The organism is Maribacter sp. LLG6340-A2 (assembly GCF_045057105.1).
Taxonomy (GTDB): Bacteria; Bacteroidota; Bacteroidia; order Flavobacteriales; family Flavobacteriaceae; genus Maribacter.
In genome coordinates this window covers 2,977,109-2,996,532 of the sequence record NZ_CP159332.1, presented here as the reverse complement: position 1 = coordinate 2,996,532, position 19,424 = coordinate 2,977,109, and the positions used below count along the sequence as shown (strand labels likewise).

At 36.3% G+C, this 19,424-nt stretch carries 19 protein-coding genes and 2 tRNA genes; 9 read left to right on the top strand and 12 right to left on the bottom strand.

All coding sequences use genetic code 11. The features are described 5' to 3' along the window. The 4 genes from prmA to ABVM52_RS12580 are packed head-to-tail and all read right to left on the bottom strand — an operon-like array spanning window position 1 to window position 3,302. Window positions 1-837: a 50S ribosomal protein L11 methyltransferase gene (prmA, locus tag ABVM52_RS12595; protein ID WP_405381010.1), complete on the bottom strand. Its 837-nt coding sequence runs from the start codon at window positions 835-837 to the stop codon at window positions 1-3. 24 nt (window positions 838-861) lie between these two features. Beyond that, a complete protein-coding gene (gene tpiA / locus ABVM52_RS12590; protein ID WP_405381008.1) occupies window positions 862-1,611 on the bottom strand; it encodes a triose-phosphate isomerase in 750 nt (249 codons plus the stop codon). Between the two features lie 40 nt (window positions 1,612-1,651). Next, the gene (locus ABVM52_RS12585; RefSeq protein WP_405381006.1) at window positions 1,652-2,749 is read right to left on the bottom strand and encodes a BT_3928 family protein; all 1,098 of its coding nucleotides are present in this window, start codon (window positions 2,747-2,749) and stop codon (window positions 1,652-1,654) included. A 10-nt stretch (window positions 2,750-2,759) separates the two neighbouring features. After that, window positions 2,760-3,302: a DUF1599 domain-containing protein gene (locus ABVM52_RS12580; RefSeq protein ID WP_405381004.1), complete on the bottom strand. Its 543-nt coding sequence runs from the start codon at window positions 3,300-3,302 to the stop codon at window positions 2,760-2,762. Between the two features lie 103 nt (window positions 3,303-3,405). Between ABVM52_RS12580 and folP the strand changes: the two genes are divergently transcribed. Then, window positions 3,406-4,230, top strand: coding sequence for a dihydropteroate synthase (folP, locus tag ABVM52_RS12575; protein ID WP_405381002.1), 825 nt, complete (start codon window positions 3,406-3,408; stop codon window positions 4,228-4,230). A 54-nt stretch (window positions 4,231-4,284) separates the two neighbouring features. Next, window positions 4,285-5,070 (top strand): diadenylate cyclase CdaA, encoded by a 786-nt coding sequence (gene cdaA / locus ABVM52_RS12570; RefSeq protein WP_405381000.1) that lies wholly within the window; start codon window positions 4,285-4,287, stop codon window positions 5,068-5,070. Window positions 5,071-5,109: 39 nt separating this feature from the next. Here the strand turns inward: cdaA and ABVM52_RS12565 are convergent, their stop codons facing one another. Together ABVM52_RS12565 and truA are read right to left on the bottom strand one after the other, a co-directional pair. Continuing rightward, window positions 5,110-6,876, bottom strand: coding sequence for an ABC transporter ATP-binding protein (locus ABVM52_RS12565; protein ID WP_405380998.1), 1,767 nt, complete (start codon window positions 6,874-6,876; stop codon window positions 5,110-5,112). Then, window positions 6,869-7,618 (bottom strand): tRNA pseudouridine(38-40) synthase TruA, encoded by a 750-nt coding sequence (truA, locus tag ABVM52_RS12560; protein ID WP_405380996.1) that lies wholly within the window; start codon window positions 7,616-7,618, stop codon window positions 6,869-6,871. The genes ABVM52_RS12565 and truA overlap by 8 nt, the downstream gene beginning before the upstream one ends. 125 nt (window positions 7,619-7,743) lie before the next feature. Between truA and ABVM52_RS12555 the strand changes: the two genes are divergently transcribed. Next, the gene (locus ABVM52_RS12555) at window positions 7,744-8,238 is read left to right on the top strand and encodes a metallophosphoesterase family protein (protein ID WP_405380994.1); all 495 of its coding nucleotides are present in this window, start codon (window positions 7,744-7,746) and stop codon (window positions 8,236-8,238) included. Between the two features lie 67 nt (window positions 8,239-8,305). Here the strand turns inward: ABVM52_RS12555 and ABVM52_RS12550 are convergent, their stop codons facing one another. After that, on the bottom strand, window positions 8,306-8,716 hold the full coding sequence (locus tag ABVM52_RS12550; RefSeq protein ID WP_405380992.1) for a DUF4293 domain-containing protein: 411 nt from the start codon (window positions 8,714-8,716) through the stop codon (window positions 8,306-8,308). 195 nt (window positions 8,717-8,911) lie between these two features. Here ABVM52_RS12550 and rho point away from each other — a divergent pair, with 195 nt between their 5' ends. The 4 genes from rho to ABVM52_RS12530 all read left to right on the top strand — a co-directional run bounded on the left by rho (window position 8,912) and on the right by ABVM52_RS12530 (window position 12,825). Continuing rightward, window positions 8,912-10,549 carry a transcription termination factor Rho gene (gene rho, locus ABVM52_RS12545; RefSeq protein WP_405380990.1) on the top strand — a complete coding sequence of 546 codons (1,638 nt, stop codon included), beginning with the start codon at window positions 8,912-8,914 and terminating at the stop codon, window positions 10,547-10,549. Window positions 10,550-10,739: 190 nt separating this feature from the next. After that, window positions 10,740-11,402 carry a hypothetical protein gene (locus tag ABVM52_RS12540; RefSeq protein WP_405380988.1) on the top strand — a complete coding sequence of 221 codons (663 nt, stop codon included), beginning with the start codon at window positions 10,740-10,742 and terminating at the stop codon, window positions 11,400-11,402. Window positions 11,403-11,423: 21 nt separating this feature from the next. Continuing rightward, complete coding sequence (locus ABVM52_RS12535) at window positions 11,424-12,098, top strand: hypothetical protein (protein WP_405380987.1); 675 nt, start codon at window positions 11,424-11,426, stop codon at window positions 12,096-12,098. Between the two features lie 133 nt (window positions 12,099-12,231). Beyond that, window positions 12,232-12,825 (top strand): hypothetical protein, encoded by a 594-nt coding sequence (locus ABVM52_RS12530; RefSeq protein ID WP_405380985.1) that lies wholly within the window; start codon window positions 12,232-12,234, stop codon window positions 12,823-12,825. Between the two features lie 92 nt (window positions 12,826-12,917). On the opposite strand, the gene rpsT is transcribed toward ABVM52_RS12530, so the two are convergent. From rpsT to proS, 4 genes are all read right to left on the bottom strand, one after another. After that, window positions 12,918-13,169 (bottom strand): 30S ribosomal protein S20, encoded by a 252-nt coding sequence (gene rpsT, locus ABVM52_RS12525; protein ID WP_405380983.1) that lies wholly within the window; start codon window positions 13,167-13,169, stop codon window positions 12,918-12,920. A gap of 55 nt (window positions 13,170-13,224) precedes the next feature. After that, window positions 13,225-13,296 (bottom strand) — tRNA-Glu (locus ABVM52_RS12520). Between the two features lie 58 nt (window positions 13,297-13,354). After that, window positions 13,355-13,426: transfer RNA gene (locus ABVM52_RS12515), tRNA-Glu, on the bottom strand. 78 nt (window positions 13,427-13,504) lie between these two features. Beyond that, on the bottom strand, window positions 13,505-14,980 hold the full coding sequence (gene proS, locus ABVM52_RS12510) for a proline--tRNA ligase (protein WP_405380981.1): 1,476 nt from the start codon (window positions 14,978-14,980) through the stop codon (window positions 13,505-13,507). Window positions 14,981-15,118: 138 nt separating this feature from the next. Between proS and ABVM52_RS12505 the strand changes: the two genes are divergently transcribed. Together ABVM52_RS12505 and ABVM52_RS12500 are read left to right on the top strand one after the other, a co-directional pair. After that, entirely contained in the window at window positions 15,119-16,309 is a 1,191-nt protein-coding gene (locus ABVM52_RS12505) for a hypothetical protein (protein WP_405380979.1), read from the top strand. A gap of 30 nt (window positions 16,310-16,339) precedes the next feature. Continuing rightward, window positions 16,340-17,845 carry an OmpP1/FadL family transporter gene (locus tag ABVM52_RS12500; RefSeq protein ID WP_405380977.1) on the top strand — a complete coding sequence of 502 codons (1,506 nt, stop codon included), beginning with the start codon at window positions 16,340-16,342 and terminating at the stop codon, window positions 17,843-17,845. A 65-nt stretch (window positions 17,846-17,910) separates the two neighbouring features. On the opposite strand, the gene ABVM52_RS12495 is transcribed toward ABVM52_RS12500, so the two are convergent. After that, the gene (locus tag ABVM52_RS12495) at window positions 17,911-19,356 is read right to left on the bottom strand and encodes a T9SS type B sorting domain-containing protein (protein WP_405380975.1); all 1,446 of its coding nucleotides are present in this window, start codon (window positions 19,354-19,356) and stop codon (window positions 17,911-17,913) included. Window positions 19,357-19,424 lie beyond the last annotated feature (68 nt).

Here is a 19,424-nt window from a genome sequence, read left to right as displayed (position 1 = left end):
CTAATTTACATATTTTGCGGCAACCCAATTATTCCGTTCCAGATTTTTTTCAAATTTTAACGAATGCTCTTTACATTTTTCCGTAATCATATTAAGGTCATCCGTATAAAAACCACTTAATAATAAAATACCGTTTTTATGTAAAGCGTTAGCATATGCAGGTATATCTGCCAACAAAATGTTTCTGTTGATATTTGCAATAATTAAGTCGTACTTTTTATCATTTAATAACAGTACATCCCCTTCAAAGACAGAAATAAACTCCATTTTATTACGCGCTACATTTTCTTTTGTATTTAGGTAGCACCAATTATCAATATCAATTGCATCTACGGTCGTTGCACCGCGCATAGCGCTTAATATGGCCAATACTCCAGTACCACAGCCCATATCTAAAACTGTTTTACCCTTTACATCCAAATTCAGAATATGTTGCAACATCATATGGGTAGTTTCATGATGTCCTGTACCAAAACTCATTTTTGGCTCAATAACGATATCATACGCTACGTCTATGGAATCATGAAATGGCGCCCTGATCATACACACCTCATCAACAATTATTGGCTGAAAATTCTGTTCCCAGGTAGCATTCCAATTTTCTTGCGCTATTTCTTTATGGGTATAGTTAATCTCAAAATTAGGATGGTCAAGAATAGTAACATCCTTTAGGATATTTTCATTCCATTCCGTTTTTTGAATGTATGCCAAAACCGCATCATCCTCTTCTACAAAACTCTCAAAACCAACTTCACCCAATTGGGCTATAAGTATATCTGAAGCTGGTTCTGGAGGTTGCACCGTAAAACGGTATTCTAAATAAATAATATTGCTCATGTCAACATTTAGCGGACTATTCAATTATATGGCCTTGATGATTGCCACAAAATCATCGGCAACCAATGATGCTCCACCAATTAGACCACCGTCCACATCTGGCTTAGAAAAAATTTCCTCGGCATTACCTGGTTTAACACTACCACCATACAATATAGTAACATTGGTAGCTATAGTACTATCAAAGGCCTCTGCAATAGTTTTACGTATAAAAGCATGCATTTCTTGTGCTTGCTCCGGAGAAGCGGTTTCTCCTGTACCAATAGCCCAAACCGGTTCATATGCTAAAACAATATTTGTCCATGCCGAAGGCTCAAGATTAAAAAGAACATTTTTCAACTGGCTTTCTACCAATTTAAAATGGTTACCAGATTTACGGTCTTCCAATTCTTCACCAAAGCAGAACATTACACGCATGCCTTTTTGTAGTGCAGTGGTTACCTTTTTTCTTAAAATCTCATCACTCTCCATGAAATAGGCCCTTCTTTCAGAATGACCAATGATTACGGTATCAATACCAATATTCAATAACATATCTGCAGATATTTCGCCTGTAAAAGCACCACTTTCCGCATAATGCATATTTTGTGCGATAGTTTCTATTTTAGAACCATCAAGAGCACGTACGGCATTTGATAAATTTACATAGGTTGGTGCCACCATAACTTCTGCATTGGTATCCGGTAATTTTGCGGATAATTCTGCCAAAAGGGCTTCAGTTTCCGCTAAATTTTTATTCATTTTCCAATTTCCCGCTACTATTTTTGCTCTCATTTTTTATTAATTCTAATTATATTAATTCGCTTTTTAATCTTTAATCAAACTTTAAATGCTCCAAGTCGTTATAATGAACTTTTTGCATAATAGTCCCTTTTTCCAATACCAATACCCCTGGGTTAGACCTTACAATGGTCTTTAATGTTGTTTCATCAGTAAAATAAAAATCAAAACCCAAGTTATATTCGAGCGCCAAGGCATCTGTTTGGTCAGGGCCGGAAGCAGACATCCCAATTACCTTATAACCTGCTTGTAATGCCCTATCAGTAACTGTTTTTACATCCTTAAAAACTTCAAGGTTAGACTTTCTAAGATCATAAGCAATAACCATAACCAATTTTGGTTCTTGCAATAAAGTTCCGGCAAAGTCCTCTCCTTCTTGTTCTATTGTAAAATCATGAACAGGCGGTTCATAACCAGCTTGTATTTCTTCTGTCTCTACATCAATAAACTCGCCATTAACGGTAGGATAATCGCCATTGGTTATATGTATTTCTTCATTGCCGTTTACATTGAACTTCCATTTATATTCAAAAATAGCCTTGGGCGCATCTTCTGGTGTGCTCATACCCTCTTCAATATTCTTACCTATTTCATAAGGTCTAAAATCTATTACAGGTAAATGGTTTAAAACATAATAAACATATCCAATACAAGCTATTAAAGCAGCGCCCAGAAACGTAAATGTCATTTTGGAATTTACTAGCGGAGTTATATATTTTCTACCAGCATATAAGACTAGGATCAATATCAATAGCACCACATCTTTTGTAAACGATTCCCACGGTGTCAATTTTATAGCATCGCCAAAGCAACCACAATCCGTAACCTTATTAAAGTAAGCTGAATAAAATGTTAGGAAGGTGAAGAAAACTATCATAGCCAGTAGTGTCCATAACGTTAACTTTCTCTTGTAACCAAGAATAAGCATAACACCTACCATGACCTCAACGATAACCACACAAATAGAAATTGCCAATGCAAAAGGGGTCAAAAAAGGAAGATCAAGAACACCTTGGCTAAAATATTCTTCTAACTTAAAGGAAAAACCTACCGGGTCGTTCAGCTTAATAAATCCACTAATTATAAATAGTATACCAACAAAAATGCGTATAACTCCTACCAAATATTTCATAGTTATTGATTTATTTTTCCAAACCTAAGTGTATAAGTGCAAATACGGCATAATTGATCATATCCTGATAATTGGCATCTATACCTTCACTTACCAAGGTTTCGCCTTTATTATCCTCTATTTGTTTAACCCGTAATAATTTTTGAAGAATTAGGTCTGTCAATGAACTAACCCGCATATCTCGCCAAGCCTCTCCATAATCATGATTTTTATCCAGCATCAGTTGCTTGGTAATCTGAATATGTTTCGTATACAAAGCAACCGCTTTTTCGGTATCTAGATCAGGTTGATCCGCAACACCAAGCTCCAACTGGATCAACGCCATAACTGCATAATTAATAATGCCAATAAATTCTGAGCGTTCACCCTCATCTACCTTACGGACATCATTTTCCTGAAGGCCACGTATGCGTTGTGCTTTTATAAAAATTTGGTCGGTTAACGATGGTAATCTTAAAATTCGCCATGCACTACCATAATCCGTCATTTTTTTCTGGTACAGATTCATGCAAACCTGAATTACCTGATCGTATTCCTTTGCTGTTTCTAGCATGTATTTCTATCTAATTTGTGTAAATTTCGCTTAAATATTTGTAACCATCAAGATTGAAGGTTTAAACTTGGAAAATGGCACAAAATCCTATTAAATATTGATAATGACCATAAATTGTAAGGGTAAATTAATTTCACTGGAACAGCCCAAAATAATGGGTATCTTAAATATAACCCCAGATTCTTTTTTTGATGGCGGAAAATACACCGATGATCGTGATGTATTACATCAAGTTGAAAAAATGCTTAGAGAAGGTGCAACGTTTATAGACCTAGGCGCTTATAGCACAAGACCCGGAGCTGCAGAAGTTGATCAGTCTATAGAATTACAGCGCATTGTCCCCATTGTTGATTTGGTCTTGAAGAATTTTCCAGATACCTTATTATCAATTGACACGTTTAGAAGCAAAGCTGCCAAAACCTGCATAACACACGGTGCGGCCATAATCAATGATATTTCTGCCGGAATGCAAGATGAGGATATGCTTAAAACGGTAGCCAGTTTACACGTACCTTACATAATGATGCATATGCGGGGCACCCCACAAGATATGCAACAACATACCACATACACGGACCTGGTAAAGGATGTACTATCTTTTTTTTCTGAACGACTAGACATTGCAAAATCATTAGGAATCAAGGATATTATTATTGATCCGGGGTTCGGTTTCGCTAAAAATATATCGCAAAACTTTGAGCTATTAAATCATTTAGAACTTTTACAAATAACAGAACACCCCATATTGGCAGGCCTAAGCAGAAAATCAATGATTTACAAAACGTTGAATACAAAGGCGGATCAAGCTTTGAATGGCACCACGGCCCTGCATATGGTGTGCCTGCAAAAAGGAGCCAAAATATTGCGGGTGCATGATGTAAAGGAAGCTTGGGAATGCATAAAGTTATATGAGCAATTAAATGCCTAAGTTTATATTGAATTCTTGCAATCTAATTTCTTAATTTTACTAAAACGGTACTTATTGGATTTTTTAAATTTTATTGACTTTAAGATTACGGATGTCCTGGACATCATATTTGTTGCCGTGCTACTCTATTACATTTACAAGCTGGTTAGAGGCTCTGTAGCAATTAATATTTTTATAGGAATTGTTATTGTCTGGGCATTCTGGAAATTGACAGAATTATTGGACATGCAAATGATTAGTAGTATGGTGGGTGCATTCATGCAAGTAGGACTCATAGCCCTGATCATTGTTTTTCAACAAGAAATACGAAAATTTCTATTGATGATTGGGTCCACGAATTTTGCCAATAAAAGGAATTTTGTAAAACATTTCAAATTCTTGAAACAAGAGGGTATATCTACCGATACTGATGTAGACTCCATCCTTAAGGCCTGTGAAAAAATGGCAAACTCAAAAACAGGGGCTATTTTAGTCATTGAACGCAGTAACTCGCTAGAATTTATTAAATCTACAGGAGACCGCATGAATATTGAAATTAACCAGCCCATTTTAGAAAGTATATTTTACAAGAACAGTACGTTACATGATGGGGCTGCTGTAATTTCGGGCAATTATGTGGTGGCAACAAGAGTTATCCTACCGGTATCTAATGAACGTAATATTCCTTTACGTTTTGGTTTAAGACACAGGGCCGCAGTAGGTATCAGTGAAAAAACCGATGCATTGTGCTTGGTGGTCAGTGAGGAAACCGGATTAATTTCCTATATAAAAAATGGTGAATTTGTATCCTATGACTCACTAACGCATTTAGGGACCATGTTAAAACAAGATTTAATTTAAATATTTTTAAGCTATACAGGTTATTACCTTGAAGGAGGTTTAGGCAACTTCCTCTACCAAGAACTGAGCTTCATATAAATTACTATAATACCCCTTCTTTTTCAAAAGTTCTTTATGGGTACCCGTTTCTACAATATTCCCGGCATCCATAACAATAATCTTATCGGCTTTTTTAATCGTGGCCAAACGGTGTGCAATGACAATAGAGGTTCTGCCCTGGGTAATCTTATCAGTAGCCAATTGAATTAATTGCTCGCTATAAGTATCTACAGAAGATGTAGCTTCGTCCAATATTAAAATACTAGGGTTACTTACGTAAGCCCGTAAAAAGGCAATTAACTGTCGCTGACCGCTAGATAGCATGGTTCCCCTTTCCTTTACATTATATTGATAGCCCCCTGGTAGACTGGAAATAAACTCATCTACGCCTATAGCTTTGGCAGCCTTCTCAATATCTTCCACACCAATAGATGCGTTCTTCAAGGAAATATTATTGGCAATAGTATCTGCGAACAAAAAGACATCCTGCAAAACTATGGCAATATGGGAACGTAACGAGGCAAGATCATATGCTTTAATATCAATACCATCAATTGAAATAGTTCCTGAATTTATTTCATAAAAACGGTTCAATAAATTAATAATCGTACTCTTACCCGCTCCAGTGGCGCCAACTATAGCAATAGTTTCACCTGCCTTTACCTCAAAAGAAATACCATGCAATACCTCTTCATCCTCCAAATAACCAAAATGCACATTATCAAATTTAATATTTCCCTTAACCTCTTCTTTTTCAATAGTACCTATATCCTCAATTTGGCTATCCGTATCCAAAATTTTAAAAACCCTATTGGCAGCCACCATACCCATCTGCAGCGTATTGAACTTATCCGCTATTTGACGAAGTGGCCTAAACAATAAATCTATAAGCATGATAAAAGCAAATACGGTGCCTGCAATATCCGTGCTTATATTCGCAACATTTTGTAATCCACCATACCAAACGATCAGACCAACGGTAATAGAAGAAACAATTTCAGCAATAGGAAAGAAAATTGAATTATACCAAACCGTTTTTAGCCACGCCTTTTTATGTTTTTCATTGATTTTTCTAAACTTATCACTTTCAATTTGCTCCCTTGTAAACAACTGTACGATCTTCATACCCGTTAGTCGTTCCTGCACAAACGAATTTAAGTTAGATACTTCTGCCCTAACCTCGGTAAAAGCTACCTTCATTGCCTTTTGGAACAATCTGGTGGCATATAAAATTATAGGTAATAAAGAAAATACTATGAGCGCCAGTTTCCAATTAATGACAATCATAACCACAGCCGCAACCGCCATTTTTAAAAGATCCGCAACAATCACAAAAAAACCTTGACTGAATATTTCCCCAATACGCTGCATATCTGCTACCGCCCTGGTTACTAAAACACCCAATGAAGAATTATCAAAATACTTCATTCTAAACCCAAGCATTTTTTTAAAAAGGTCTATACGTATATCCTTGATGACAGATTCTCCCAACCAATTTGCATAATAATTAAAAGCTAATTGACTTACTACCTGCCCAATTAATACGGACAACATTGCAATAATTAAATACAACAACATCTGCTCATTTCCTTGCTTTATGGCGTCATCGATAATTTTTTTTACGATTAGAGGAGTAAGAACCGCAAAACCGGATAACAAAATAGCTGCAATAGCAACCCCATAAAACGTAATCTTGTACGGTTGGGTATAGGCCATTAAGCGTTTAAAAAGACGAGTGTCAAATGCTTTGCCAGAATCCTTATCCATTCTTTAAAATAGTATTGGGGTACACAATAGAAGTCAAATATAAACCTTTTGCCGGTACAGAAACCCCGGCCTTGGACCGATCCTTACTTTTTAATATGGTATTAACATAGTTAGGACCATATTTTCCAACACCAACATTGATAAGGGTACCGACAATTGCACGTACCATATTTCTTAAAAACCGATCAGCAGTTATGGTAAAGATTAGATGATCCTGGTTTACCTCCCACTTGGCATATGTTAAATCACATATATTGGTAAAAACTTCCGTATTGGACTTGGAGAAACACTCAAAATCTTTCTTGCCGATCAATAATAAAGCTGCCCTGTTCATGTCTTCAATGTTCAACTCTTTTTTTATATAATGAGCGGTATTATGCATAAACGGATCCTTAGCCTTGGTAATATGATATTCATAAGTTCTAGAAAGGGCATTAAACCTTGCATGAGCATCATCTAGAACCTTAAATATATCTTTTACCGCAATATCTACGGGGAGTAATGAATTCAACCTAAAAATAAAATTGGGTATACCCGTTAGGTCTTCAACATCAAAATGGGCAAACATTTCTTTGGCATGTACACCGGCATCGGTTCTCCCGGCTCCTGTAAGTGCAACTGGCTGGTTTAAAATAGTTGTCATGGCTTTTTCCAAAACTTCTTGGACCGTTATTGCATTGGGTTGGTTTTGCCAACCGTGGTACGCTTTTCCATAGTATGAAAATTGAATGAAGAATCTCAAAAGGATGTGGTAATTTTGTATTTCGTAAAGGTATTAAAAAGGATAGATTTAATGACAATTAGACCATCACCTTTACAGTAATCAATTGGCAATAATACCGCCGGATATTTTCAAGAAATATAGCAATGACCAAAATCCTATTACTTTCTGACACACACTCCTATATAGATCAGGCCATTCTTAAACATGTAGAATGGGCTGATGAAGTTTGGCATGCGGGAGACATAGGGTCACTTACCGTTACGGATGCTATAAGTAATATAAAACCTTTAAGAGGTGTGCATGGAAATATAGATGACCATATCATCCAAAAAGAGTTTCCAGAAAACAATAGGTTTTTCTGTGAAGATGTTGATGTTTGGATTACACATATTGGTGGGTATCCTCCAAAGTATAATGTTAGAACACGGGATTTAATAAAGAAAAATCCACCAAAAATTTTTATAAGTGGCCATTCCCATATACTAAAGGTGATGTGGGATAAAAAAATAGGAACACTTCATATGAACCCTGGTGCATGTGGCAAGCATGGTTTTCATCAAGTACGTACTATGCTCCGTTTTGTTATAGATAAGGAAGATATCAAGGACCTAGAAATAATTGAGTTGGGCAAACGCTAATTTAGCCAATAAAAAAACCCGGAAACTACCCCGGGTTTTACGCACTAATACTACTAAGATGTTAGGTTTAACGCAAACGATCAACAGATTTTACAAGATCTTCATCCTTCTTTATAGCCCTATTAGCAAGGACCAAAAAAACGACAGAAAATACTGGAATCAGCATCCCAATACCCTTCTCAGAAACCGAAGCTTCTCCGGATAAGTTTAGTGATCGGTAAACAAAAAATCCTAATAAAATAACGTTCAATATTATATTTAGCCTGTTAATTACAAACTGATTTTTTCTATTCTTAAAACTTACTAAAGCCCATATTGCCAGAACGGCGCTAGCATAAAATGATATGGAAATTATCATTTCATTATTGGCGAATACCTCTTTACCATCTATATCTACCCAAAGATTTAAAAAGAAGGGCAACACCCCGGTAAGAATGGCGACAATTAACAAAAAAACACTCTGTATTCTCTGAATCATAAATTTATTACCACATTACACTGCAAAAATACAGGTCTTTTCAAAAATTATGACCCTTTTATTCAAAATAATTTGTAATATTGCTTCGTTATCATGTTATAACGCCTACCAATAAGGAAAACATTCCTTGAGATTACCCTAAATTATAATATACTTCTTACAATACAAATTACTTTTAATTTATTCTACTATTTAATGTTTGAGATTTCAGATTTAAAATCAAAAAAGCTACCTGAGCTTCAGGAAATAGCTAAAGGACTTAAAGTTCCAAAATTCAAAACTTTAAAAAAATTAGATTTAGTCTACCAGATTTTAGACTTACAAGCTGCCAACCCTAAAGTCGCCGCGGCCATAGCACCCGCAAAGACCGAAAAAAAAGAAGACAGCCCGTCAACTGAAGAAAAACCAAAACCTAAGCCAAAACCAAGGCCTAGACCCCGTGTTTCAAAAGACGCAACCAAAGAATCTAAGACCAACACGAACACAAGAGAAGAGGCTACGAAAAGCACAGAGGTTGCGGAGAAGAATCCTAAAGAAAATACGGAGACTCCCAAGCCTAGGCCTAGACCAAGACCAAAAGCTGCCAACAATAAAAAGGATTACCAGAAGAATTCTTCCCAGAACAATCAGAACAAAAAACCAAATCCTAGGGCACAGCACGATAAAAGTAATTTTGACAAAGACCTTAAGAATAGATATAAAGAACCAGAATATGAATTTGATTCAATCATCGCTAGTGAAGGGGTGCTTGATATTATGCAAGATGGCTACGGTTTTTTACGTTCTTCTGACTATAATTATCTTTCGTCACCAGATGATATTTATGTATCACAGTCCCAGATAAGGCTTTTTGGTCTAAAAACAGGAGATACCGTACTGGGCAATGTACGACCACCAAAAGAAGGTGAAAAATATTTTCCGTTGATCAAGGTCAACAAAATTAATGGTATTGATCCCCAAGTAGTACGTGATCGGGTATCTTTTGAGCATTTAACACCTTTGTTTCCGCAAGAGAAATTTAATTTAGCGGAACGTCAAAGCACCATATCTACACGTATTATAGATTTGTTCTCTCCAATAGGTAAAGGACAAAGGGGTATGATCGTATCTCAACCAAAATCTGGTAAAACCATGCTATTAAAGGATATAGCCAATGGTATTGCCGCAAATCATCCAGAGGTTTATCAGATTATATTATTGATAGACGAACGTCCAGAGGAAGTTACAGACATGCAACGAAATGTACGTGGTGAGGTGGTTGCTTCTACTTTTGACAAAGAACCAACAGAACATGTGCGCGTTGCCAATATTGTGTTGGAAAAAGCTAAGCGTTTAGTAGAATGTGGGCATGATGTCGTTATCCTACTTGACTCAATTACACGTTTGGCAAGAGCATATAATACGGTGCAACCAGCGTCCGGTAAAGTATTAAGTGGTGGTGTTGATGCCAATGCCCTTCACAAGCCAAAACGCTTTTTTGGTGCCGCCCGTAATATTGAAGGTGGCGGATCACTTTCCATAATTGCAACAGCTTTAACCGAAACCGGTTCTAAAATGGATGAAGTTATTTTTGAAGAGTTTAAAGGAACTGGTAATATGGAGCTTCAGTTAGATCGTAAAATTGCGAATAGAAGAATTTTCCCTGCCATTGACCTTACCTCCTCAAGTACACGTAGAGATGACATGTTATTGGATGAAAACACTTTACAACGTATGTGGATCATGCGTAAATATCTTGCTGATATGAATCCGGTGGAAGCAATGGAATTTATTGAACAGCGTTTTAAACAGACCAAGAATAATGAAGAGTTTTTAATGACAATGAATCAATAAAAACGTCATTAAAATATTATAAAGCCCCGTTTCTCAGGAAATTGGGCTTTTTTTTATGCTATCATCTAAATCACTTAGTTCCTTTTTAAATTCCACTCCTTACTTTTTTTAATATCTTTAACCTATTACTAAAAGAACCTCCCCCAGTCTTTTAACAATTTTTCTCATTAATAACCTTAATTTCCGAAAAATGAAAAGACCAAGCTCAGTTACCTTACCTATTTTATGCACACTACTATTACTATTTATAGTAAGTTGTAATCAAGAATCAAAAAAAGATAAGCCAGTACCCCCTATCGTAGAGGCTCCATCTAATATTATTTCCTTAAACGAGGCCGATGTTATTTATGACAATTATACCAAACACAGGGTACAACTTATAGAGCCTTATGAACAACAAAGAATTGAAGGCGAAGATTTTACTGCCGGAAGATTTGTTGATTTTGATTATGATACCATTAAACAATATATTGAATATATTGATCAAGAAGCTAAAAATGCTGGGGTTAAAAAAGTAACCAAATTAAGGTTATACTTTGCTAATTACCCCAATACGGATAAGTTTCCAAACGGAAAAAAGGTAATTCATAAAAGACAAAATTCAATCTTCATGGTTCCCACATTGGACAAGGGCGGTATTAATTACGGTTTTTTTATTGGCGCAAATGGAAATGCTCAATTAATAAGGGATTGGAAAGATGGTACTATGGATAAAATTGGTTTTGTAACCACTTCTGAGAAAGCACAAGCCGGTATAATGCCAAATTTTTCCTTAAATTCTAACTTACAGGAGAGCAAAAGTTTAGCATTGAACTTTGGACAGGGCGGACCTCCACCAAAAACAGATTTCTAATTTATTCCATGCATGCCGCTTATGTCTTTTATTAAGGATAATTATTATATGTTGGTATATGCGATAACATTATTTGTTTCGCTAGCATCATACAAAAAATATTATGACACTGCATTAAAATACTTTCCAATAATTATTGCCTATACTTTTTTCAATGAAGTTTTAGGGTATTTAGTGCGGACATATGATGAAATATCCTTCTTTCAAAATGTGAAATACAGCAACTTCAATGATGTAATCTATAATATATATGCCTTGATATTCTTTGCTTTTTTTTATCACGTATATTGGCAACTAATCCGCAATAAACGTTATAAAAATTATATTATATCATTCTTTATTATCTTTTTAACCGCATATATTGTTAGTACATTTTTCCAAAATCCATTAGAAACCAATTTATATTATGCATTGGCCATAAGTTCTTGGTTATTGGTTACCTGTATTATATTTTATTTTAAGGACAAAAAAGAATTGGACGAAGATATTTTACAAGTCCATAACCTCATGTTTTGGGTAAGCTTGGCCTTACTTATATTTTATTCTATTTTTCCTGTAATATATGTTATTGGCTATACTCAATATGAGATTTGGGTACAATATGAATTACGCTCCATACTAAACGTATTAATTGTTGTTATGTATAGCCTTTTCATATTTGGCTTCTTAAAAAGTAGAAAACTAGCATTTAGGTAATAATCAATGATATATGAACCAAAATAAGCGCTAAAACCTATTGGATTACCTCTTAAGCAACTATTACTTTATATTTTATGTTACGGCCTTAGTGTTATCTATAGCTAGATATCCACGATATTTTAATTCTGTATTGAAGTATTTACCAATACTTTTTACATACACATTACTATCGGAATTACTTGGTATGATCGTTCGTGATGTTGATGACATTCAGCTCATTTACAGAAAGGAATTTTACAACTACAATACGGTAATTTTCAACATTTTTGATATCATTTTTTATTTATACTTTTTTTATGTGTTTTATGAATTACTATCAAGCACAACACAAAAAGCAATAATTAAATATGGTGGCGTTGTATTTTTAATTGTTTGTTTAATTAACCTATGGTTTCAGGATTTTTATACGGCACCACAAAACTATGCTATCATTTTTGGTTCCCTAATACTTTTATTTTGCACCCTTTCTTATTTAAAGGATTTGACCTCCAAAGTGCCAAGTAGCCACCTTATTGGCACCTTATTATTTTGGATAAGTATTGGTTTAATTATTTTCTACAGTTGCTACCCTATTACCATGTACCTACTATCTTTTCATTACGATGTATATATTAACTATGGTTTAAGCAATCTACACTACGCGACTATTGCCGCAATGTACACCTGTTTTATAATCGGTTTCATGGCAATGAAAAGAGCAACGCCAAAATATGGATGGCAATAAATCTCTACCTCAAGAATCTTGGTCTTATTAGTATACAACGCAAAAAAGCCTTCCTGAATCAGGAAGGCTTTCTAAAATTTTTAAATACTGTATTACAAAGCAGCTACGTGCTTAGCTAGTTTACTTTTTAAATTGGCCGCTTTATTATCATGGATAATATTACGCTTAGCCAAACGATCGATCATACTAACTACAGTAGGAAACAAAGTTTCAGCCGTTTTCTTATCTTCTTCTGCACGTAATTTTCTCAATGCGTTACGCATTGTTTTGTGCTGATATTTGTTACGTAAACGTACCGCTTCGTTTCTTCTGATTCTCTTTAACGCTGACTTGTGATTTGCCATTTTATCTCTATAATTTGTTTATAGGATTTATTAAAATCCTGAAAATGTTTTTTAGTAGTCCGTAGGGGAATCGAACCCCTGTTACCAGGATGAAAACCTGGCGTCCTAACCCCTAGACGAACGGACCATAATCAATACTTGAACTTAAAAATAGCAATTAAGGAAACAAATCCAAAAATGCTTAGTAGTCCGTAGGGGAATCGAACCCCTGTTACCAGGATGAAAACCTGGCGTCCTAACCCCTAGACGAACGGACCATACTTTGTGCAATTGCGGATGCAAAAATACAAATATTTTTTACTATCACAACACCTACATATTATTTTTTAAAAAAATTAATATGCTTTGGCAAATAACACCCTTTTTGTAGATGGCTTACCGGTTACTATACATACACCATCTTCAGCAATAGCATCAATAGGAATACACCTTATTGTTGCTTTGGTTTCATTTTTAATACGCTCTTCAGTTTCTTTGGAGCCGTCCCAATGAGCGGAAATAAAACCTCCTTTTTCCTTTAAGACCTTTTTAAACTCATCATATGAATCAACTTTTGTAATATGCTCTGTACGGTAATCCAAGGCTTTTTGATATAGATTTTTCTGTATATCATCCAATAAAAACTCAACCTTGGCCACGACATCTTCCGCTGAAACAATTTCTTTTTGCAACGTATCTCTACGTGCTACCTCAAAAGTACCGTTTTCCAAGTCCCTTGGTCCTACGGCCAATCTTACCGGTACTCCACGTAATTCATACTCGTTAAACTTAAATCCCGGTTTGTGGGTATCCCTATTATCAAATTTTACCGACACCCCTTTTGAACGTAACTCCTTAACCAATGGAGCAACTTTTTCAGAAATTAGATCCAACTGGTCAAGACCTTTATAAATAGGAACGATAACAACTTGAATTGGGGCCAATTTTGGAGGAATGACCAATCCGTTATCATCACTATGGGTCATGATCAATGCCCCCATTAATCTTGTGGAAACCCCCCAAGATGTTGCCCAAACATATTCCTTGCCACCTTCTTTGGTTGCAAACTTAACATCAAAGGCCTTAGCGAAATTTTGACCTAAAAAGTGCGATGTACCTGCCTGCAAAGCTTTCCCGTCCTGCATTAGTGCCTCAATACAATAGGTTTCCAAAGCACCTGCAAACCGTTCACTTTCTGTTTTTGTTCCCTTAATTACAGGAACGGCCATATGGTTTTCCGCAAAATCGGCATAAACGTTCATCATTTGTTCCGCTTCGGCAATGGCTTCTTGCTCCGTAGCATGCGCCGTGTGACCCTCCTGCCATAAAAATTCAGAGGTTCTTAAGAATAATCTGGTACGCATTTCCCATCGCACCACATTTGCCCATTGATTCACCAATAAAGGTAAATCCCTATAACTTTGAATCCACTTTCTATACGTATCCCATATAATGGTTTCGGATGTTGGCCTTACAATCAACTCCTCTTCCAATTTAGCTTCTGGATCTACAACCACACCACTACCGTCATCGGCATTTTTCAATCTATAATGGGTAACCACGGCACATTCCTTTGCAAAACCTTCTACGTGGCTAGCTTCTCTACTAAAATAAGATTTTGGAATAAATAAAGGAAAATAGGCATTCTCATGACCGGTTTCCTTGAACATCTTGTCCAAACCAGCTTGCATTTTTTCCCATATACCATAACCGTATGGCTTTATTACCATACACCCTCTAACACCAGAGTTTTCAGCAAGATCTGCCTTTACTACTAATTCGTTATACCATTTGGAATAATCATCACTTCTCTTAGTTAAATTTTTACTCATTATCTGGAGTTTGGCACAAATTTTGTGAATATTAGAATAAAATAATTGGGTAAAACTAGTTATTTTTAATATGTTCAACAATATAATTTTGATCCGATGATATATTCAATACCCCACAACAAAATTCGTAATATAACAATGCTGCTAGGTCTGGCCTTGTTAGCCGCTTCATGCGGATCTTATCAGCAGGCCTCTTACTATGATAATGATGGTATTTATTCTGATGATGCTCCTAGAACGGTAGAAAGAAAACCTGAACAAGCAACAAATGAAGAAAATAGTACCTACAGTGCCTATTTTGGTGAAAAAGCATCACAATACAATGAAATATTGGATAGTGAAATTTTTACAGATGTAGACTCTTATTCGTCTACGGCAAATACACAAGATCTTCAAGACGATCAATTGACAGATTATTATTCAACTGAGAACGACTATCAAGGTTATGGTGGTTGGGGTGATAATGCCACCAATGTCAGCATAAATTTTTATGATAATGGATGGAACAATTGGGGAGTTGCCGGTTTTGGTTGGGCAAGTCCACTTTGGGGCTGGAATTACGGTTTTGGACCATATTATGGTTACGGATGGAATAACCCATGGGGATGGAATAGGTGGAATAGATGGAATTATTGGAACTATGGAGGATTTGGCTATGGATACGCAGGCATTGGTTTTGGTTGGAATTACCCTTATTATAACTATGGTTATGGCTACGGAAATAGATATTACAATAGAAACCACAGGTTTGTAAACAGAAGCTATGCTGTAAATAATACAAGACGTGGTAATTATACAAGAAGCAATATCAATACAAGAGCAACAGCTTTAAGAGGTAGATCAAACGTAAATACAAGAGGAAATTCTCCTAGATATAGGTCTACCACCTCCCGTACCGCTACAGCACGTAGTTCTGCCAATACACGTAGTTCAAGAACATATTCCGGTAATACCACCTCAAGAAGAACAGTTGGCGTAGACCAGAACAGAGCCTATAGAACCAGTAGAAGTACTAGGGCCGTACCAAGGTACAGTTCTTCTCGAAATACTAGTACAAGTAGTAGGTATTACAACGGTACTTCAAGGACCAGCAGTAGAGTGGCCACTCCAAGAACATCATCCTACAGAAGTTCTGGAAATTATTCTACAGGACGTTCTTCCAATAGCTCATACCGTAGTTCCGGAAACAGCAGATCAAGTTCCGGGACCATGAGAAGTTCTAGCGGAAGCAGTTCAAGAAGTTCTGGTTCTATGAGAAGTTCAAGTGGAAGTAGCTCTCGTTCATCAGGATCTTCATCATCTAGTAGAAGTGGCGGAAGGAGAAATTAATCACATTCATTTACAATTTAAAAAAACGCTATGAAAAGATATATCACTTTCATTACCATACTGTTATGCGCCATTGGTAATGCTCAAAACATAAATGAAGCCCTACGCTATAGTAGTGAAAATCTTCAAGGTACCGCTAGATTTCAAGCAATGGGCGGAGCTTTTGGGGCGCTCGGGGGCGATCTGTCCGCATTGAACATTAACCCAGCAGGCTCTGCAGTTTTCAACAATAGCTTATTTACAATATCAGGTACTTCCTATAACGTAGATAACGAAACCAATTATTTTGGAACGATGTCCGGTACAAAAACCAATAACTTGGAATTGAACCAAATTGGTGGAGCTTTTGTTTTTAGAAGTACCGATCAAAATTCTGACTGGCAAAAATTCTCTTTAGCTTTTAATTATGATGTTGTCAATAATTTTGATAATGAATTCAGGGCTTCTGGAAACAGCACCCAAGGAATAGACAACTATTTTTTAAATTACGCACAAGGAACCCCATTTGGCTCCATACTTTTACAGGAAGGAGAATTTTTGGAGGACGCCTATCTAGATATAGGTGCCAGCCAAGGATTTAGTGACCAGCAAGCCTTTTTAGGATATTATGGAGGTCTACTGGATCCTTTAAACGATGATGATGCAAATACTGATTACGTGAGCAATGCCTCATATAGCTCGGTAAACCAAGACTTCATTAGAAGAACCACCGGATATAACAGTAAATTCACCTTGAACATGGGTTCTCAGTTCAAGGAAAACATATATTTGGGAGCTTCCCTGAACTTTCACAATATTCTGTATACGAGATATGACCAGTTCACGGAAAATGGCTATGATAGCGACTCAGAAATACAAAATACAACATTTGATAGCTTTTTAGATACTGAAGGAAATGGTTTCTCATTTAACCTAGGAGCAATAGCCAAGCTTAACGATTACTTACGATTAGGGGCCAGTTATCAATCCCCCACCTGGTATCGTTTAAACGAGGATTTTTCACAACGTATCAATTCTGATTTGGCGGATTCTGACATTAATTTTATCAATTTTAATATTATAAATGTATTTGAAACGTATACTGTAAAAACTCCAAGCAAACTTACCGGTAGTTTAGCTATGGTTTTTGCAAAGAATGGTTTATTGAGTTTTGATTATGGATTTCAAGATTTTTCAAATACTGAATTACGACCTACCAGCGACCCTAGCTTTCAAACAGTAAATTCACAAATTGCAAGTGATCTAGGGTCGGTTTCTACCTTTAGACTAGGTGGAGAGTACCGTATTCAACAAGTTAGCTTAAGAGCAGGCTATCGTTTTGAGCAAAGTCCTTACGCAAATGGCAACACTATTGGAGATTTAAATGCCATTTCTGGTGGTATAGGATATAATTTTGGTGGCAGTAGATTAGATTTTGCCATAAGTCGTTCTCAGCAAGATATTGATGAGCGCTTGTTCGATGCTGGTTTAACAACCCCTGCAACAATTGACAGAATAAATACAAATGCAACACTCACTTATACCATTAATTTTTAACGGTATAAACTAGTATAAAAAAGAAAGGGTCATCAAAATTGATGACCCTTTTCTATTCTATTGCTCTAACGTTTTAATGTAAAATGGGTTTTTCTGGTTTTGGCAACAAGCAGACCTTCATCTGTCTCACCATATTCAAATCTAAACCAATAGTCCGTAGCAGGCATGGGCCTACCGTTAAAGGTTCCGTCCCAGCTATTGGCAGCACCTAATTGTTTTAATAATTTTCCATATCTATCAAACACAAATACTACCGGGTTGGTCAACGTTTCAATTCCCTTAATATTCCAATCATCATTGACGCCGTCCCCATTAGGCGTAAAAAATTTTGGATAACCTACAACCAAAAATTCCAATGGCTCTGTAATTCCACAACCATTTTTATCATTGATAATAACCGTATTTAAGCCTGGGGGTACGTTCATAAAAATGGCCTCGTCCTGAAACTCACCATTATTTATGGCATATTCATAATCTCCATTTCCATCAACGATAAATTCAACATTGTTTTGATCCGGGTCAACGGACAAATTGGTATCCAAGGTTTCTACACGATCTAGAATAGGAGTTCCAAAAAACGTAATGAGTACCCCACTATCGTCACTATATGTAGCAGGACCGCCAGAAGAGGTATCTGCATATACCGTAGCAAAATACCTTCCGGAATTTGGACTAACCACCACCAATTCTCCCTGGAAATCACCAGAACCTGTTAGCGTGTCATCAATAATACCATCATCTTCATAATCTACTGACCATTCTACATTTTGTATGGCAGCACCAGCGGGAGAATTCAATGCACTAAGGGTAATATCATCATCACCTTCACAAGCAACAATGTCCAATCCTAAAAACTCATCACGTAAAGTACAATCCAATGCTGTGTCTTGGTTGGCATTTACCGAGTTACCTGTAAAGGTCAACATAAAAGGTTCTGGTTCTCCCGTAAAATTATCGGCAAAATTGTTGATTAAGATATAATATATCTCACCAGGCTGAACGTCTAAATACTCATCATATGTATTCTGGCTACCGGTCAACGAAGGCGCTCCCTCTTGACCATTTTCAGGGTTTACCCCTAAACCGGTAAACCGTGTATCATTGACTTCATAATTACATCGTATGGGTTCTGCTGTACCATTGCTTATATCACCACAATCCACATCTGGGCCAAATACGGCAAAATCCCATTCTGCCGTAGGGGTACCACTTCCGTTTGTAGGTAATGCTTCTATATCAAACCCTACTTGACCACCTGTACCGGCCCTAAAAACAAACCATGAAGTATTGTGTTCAATATTGGCAGAAGTAAGACTCCCTTTTTCCAAACAACCTGTTTGACGAATTACTTCTGGATCAAAGTCATCTACATCTCCCGTACCACCGGCAATACCCATAATTGGCTGATCGGCACATACGGGAATAGCGGTTCTACAATCTGCAGAATTTTGGGCAGCTACATGTGTTATAAATAAAAGTAAACAAAATATAGAACCTATAAATGTTCTCATAAATGGCGTGGCTATTAATCTACATAACGTATATAATAACTACACATGACATTATTTAGTATTCTACA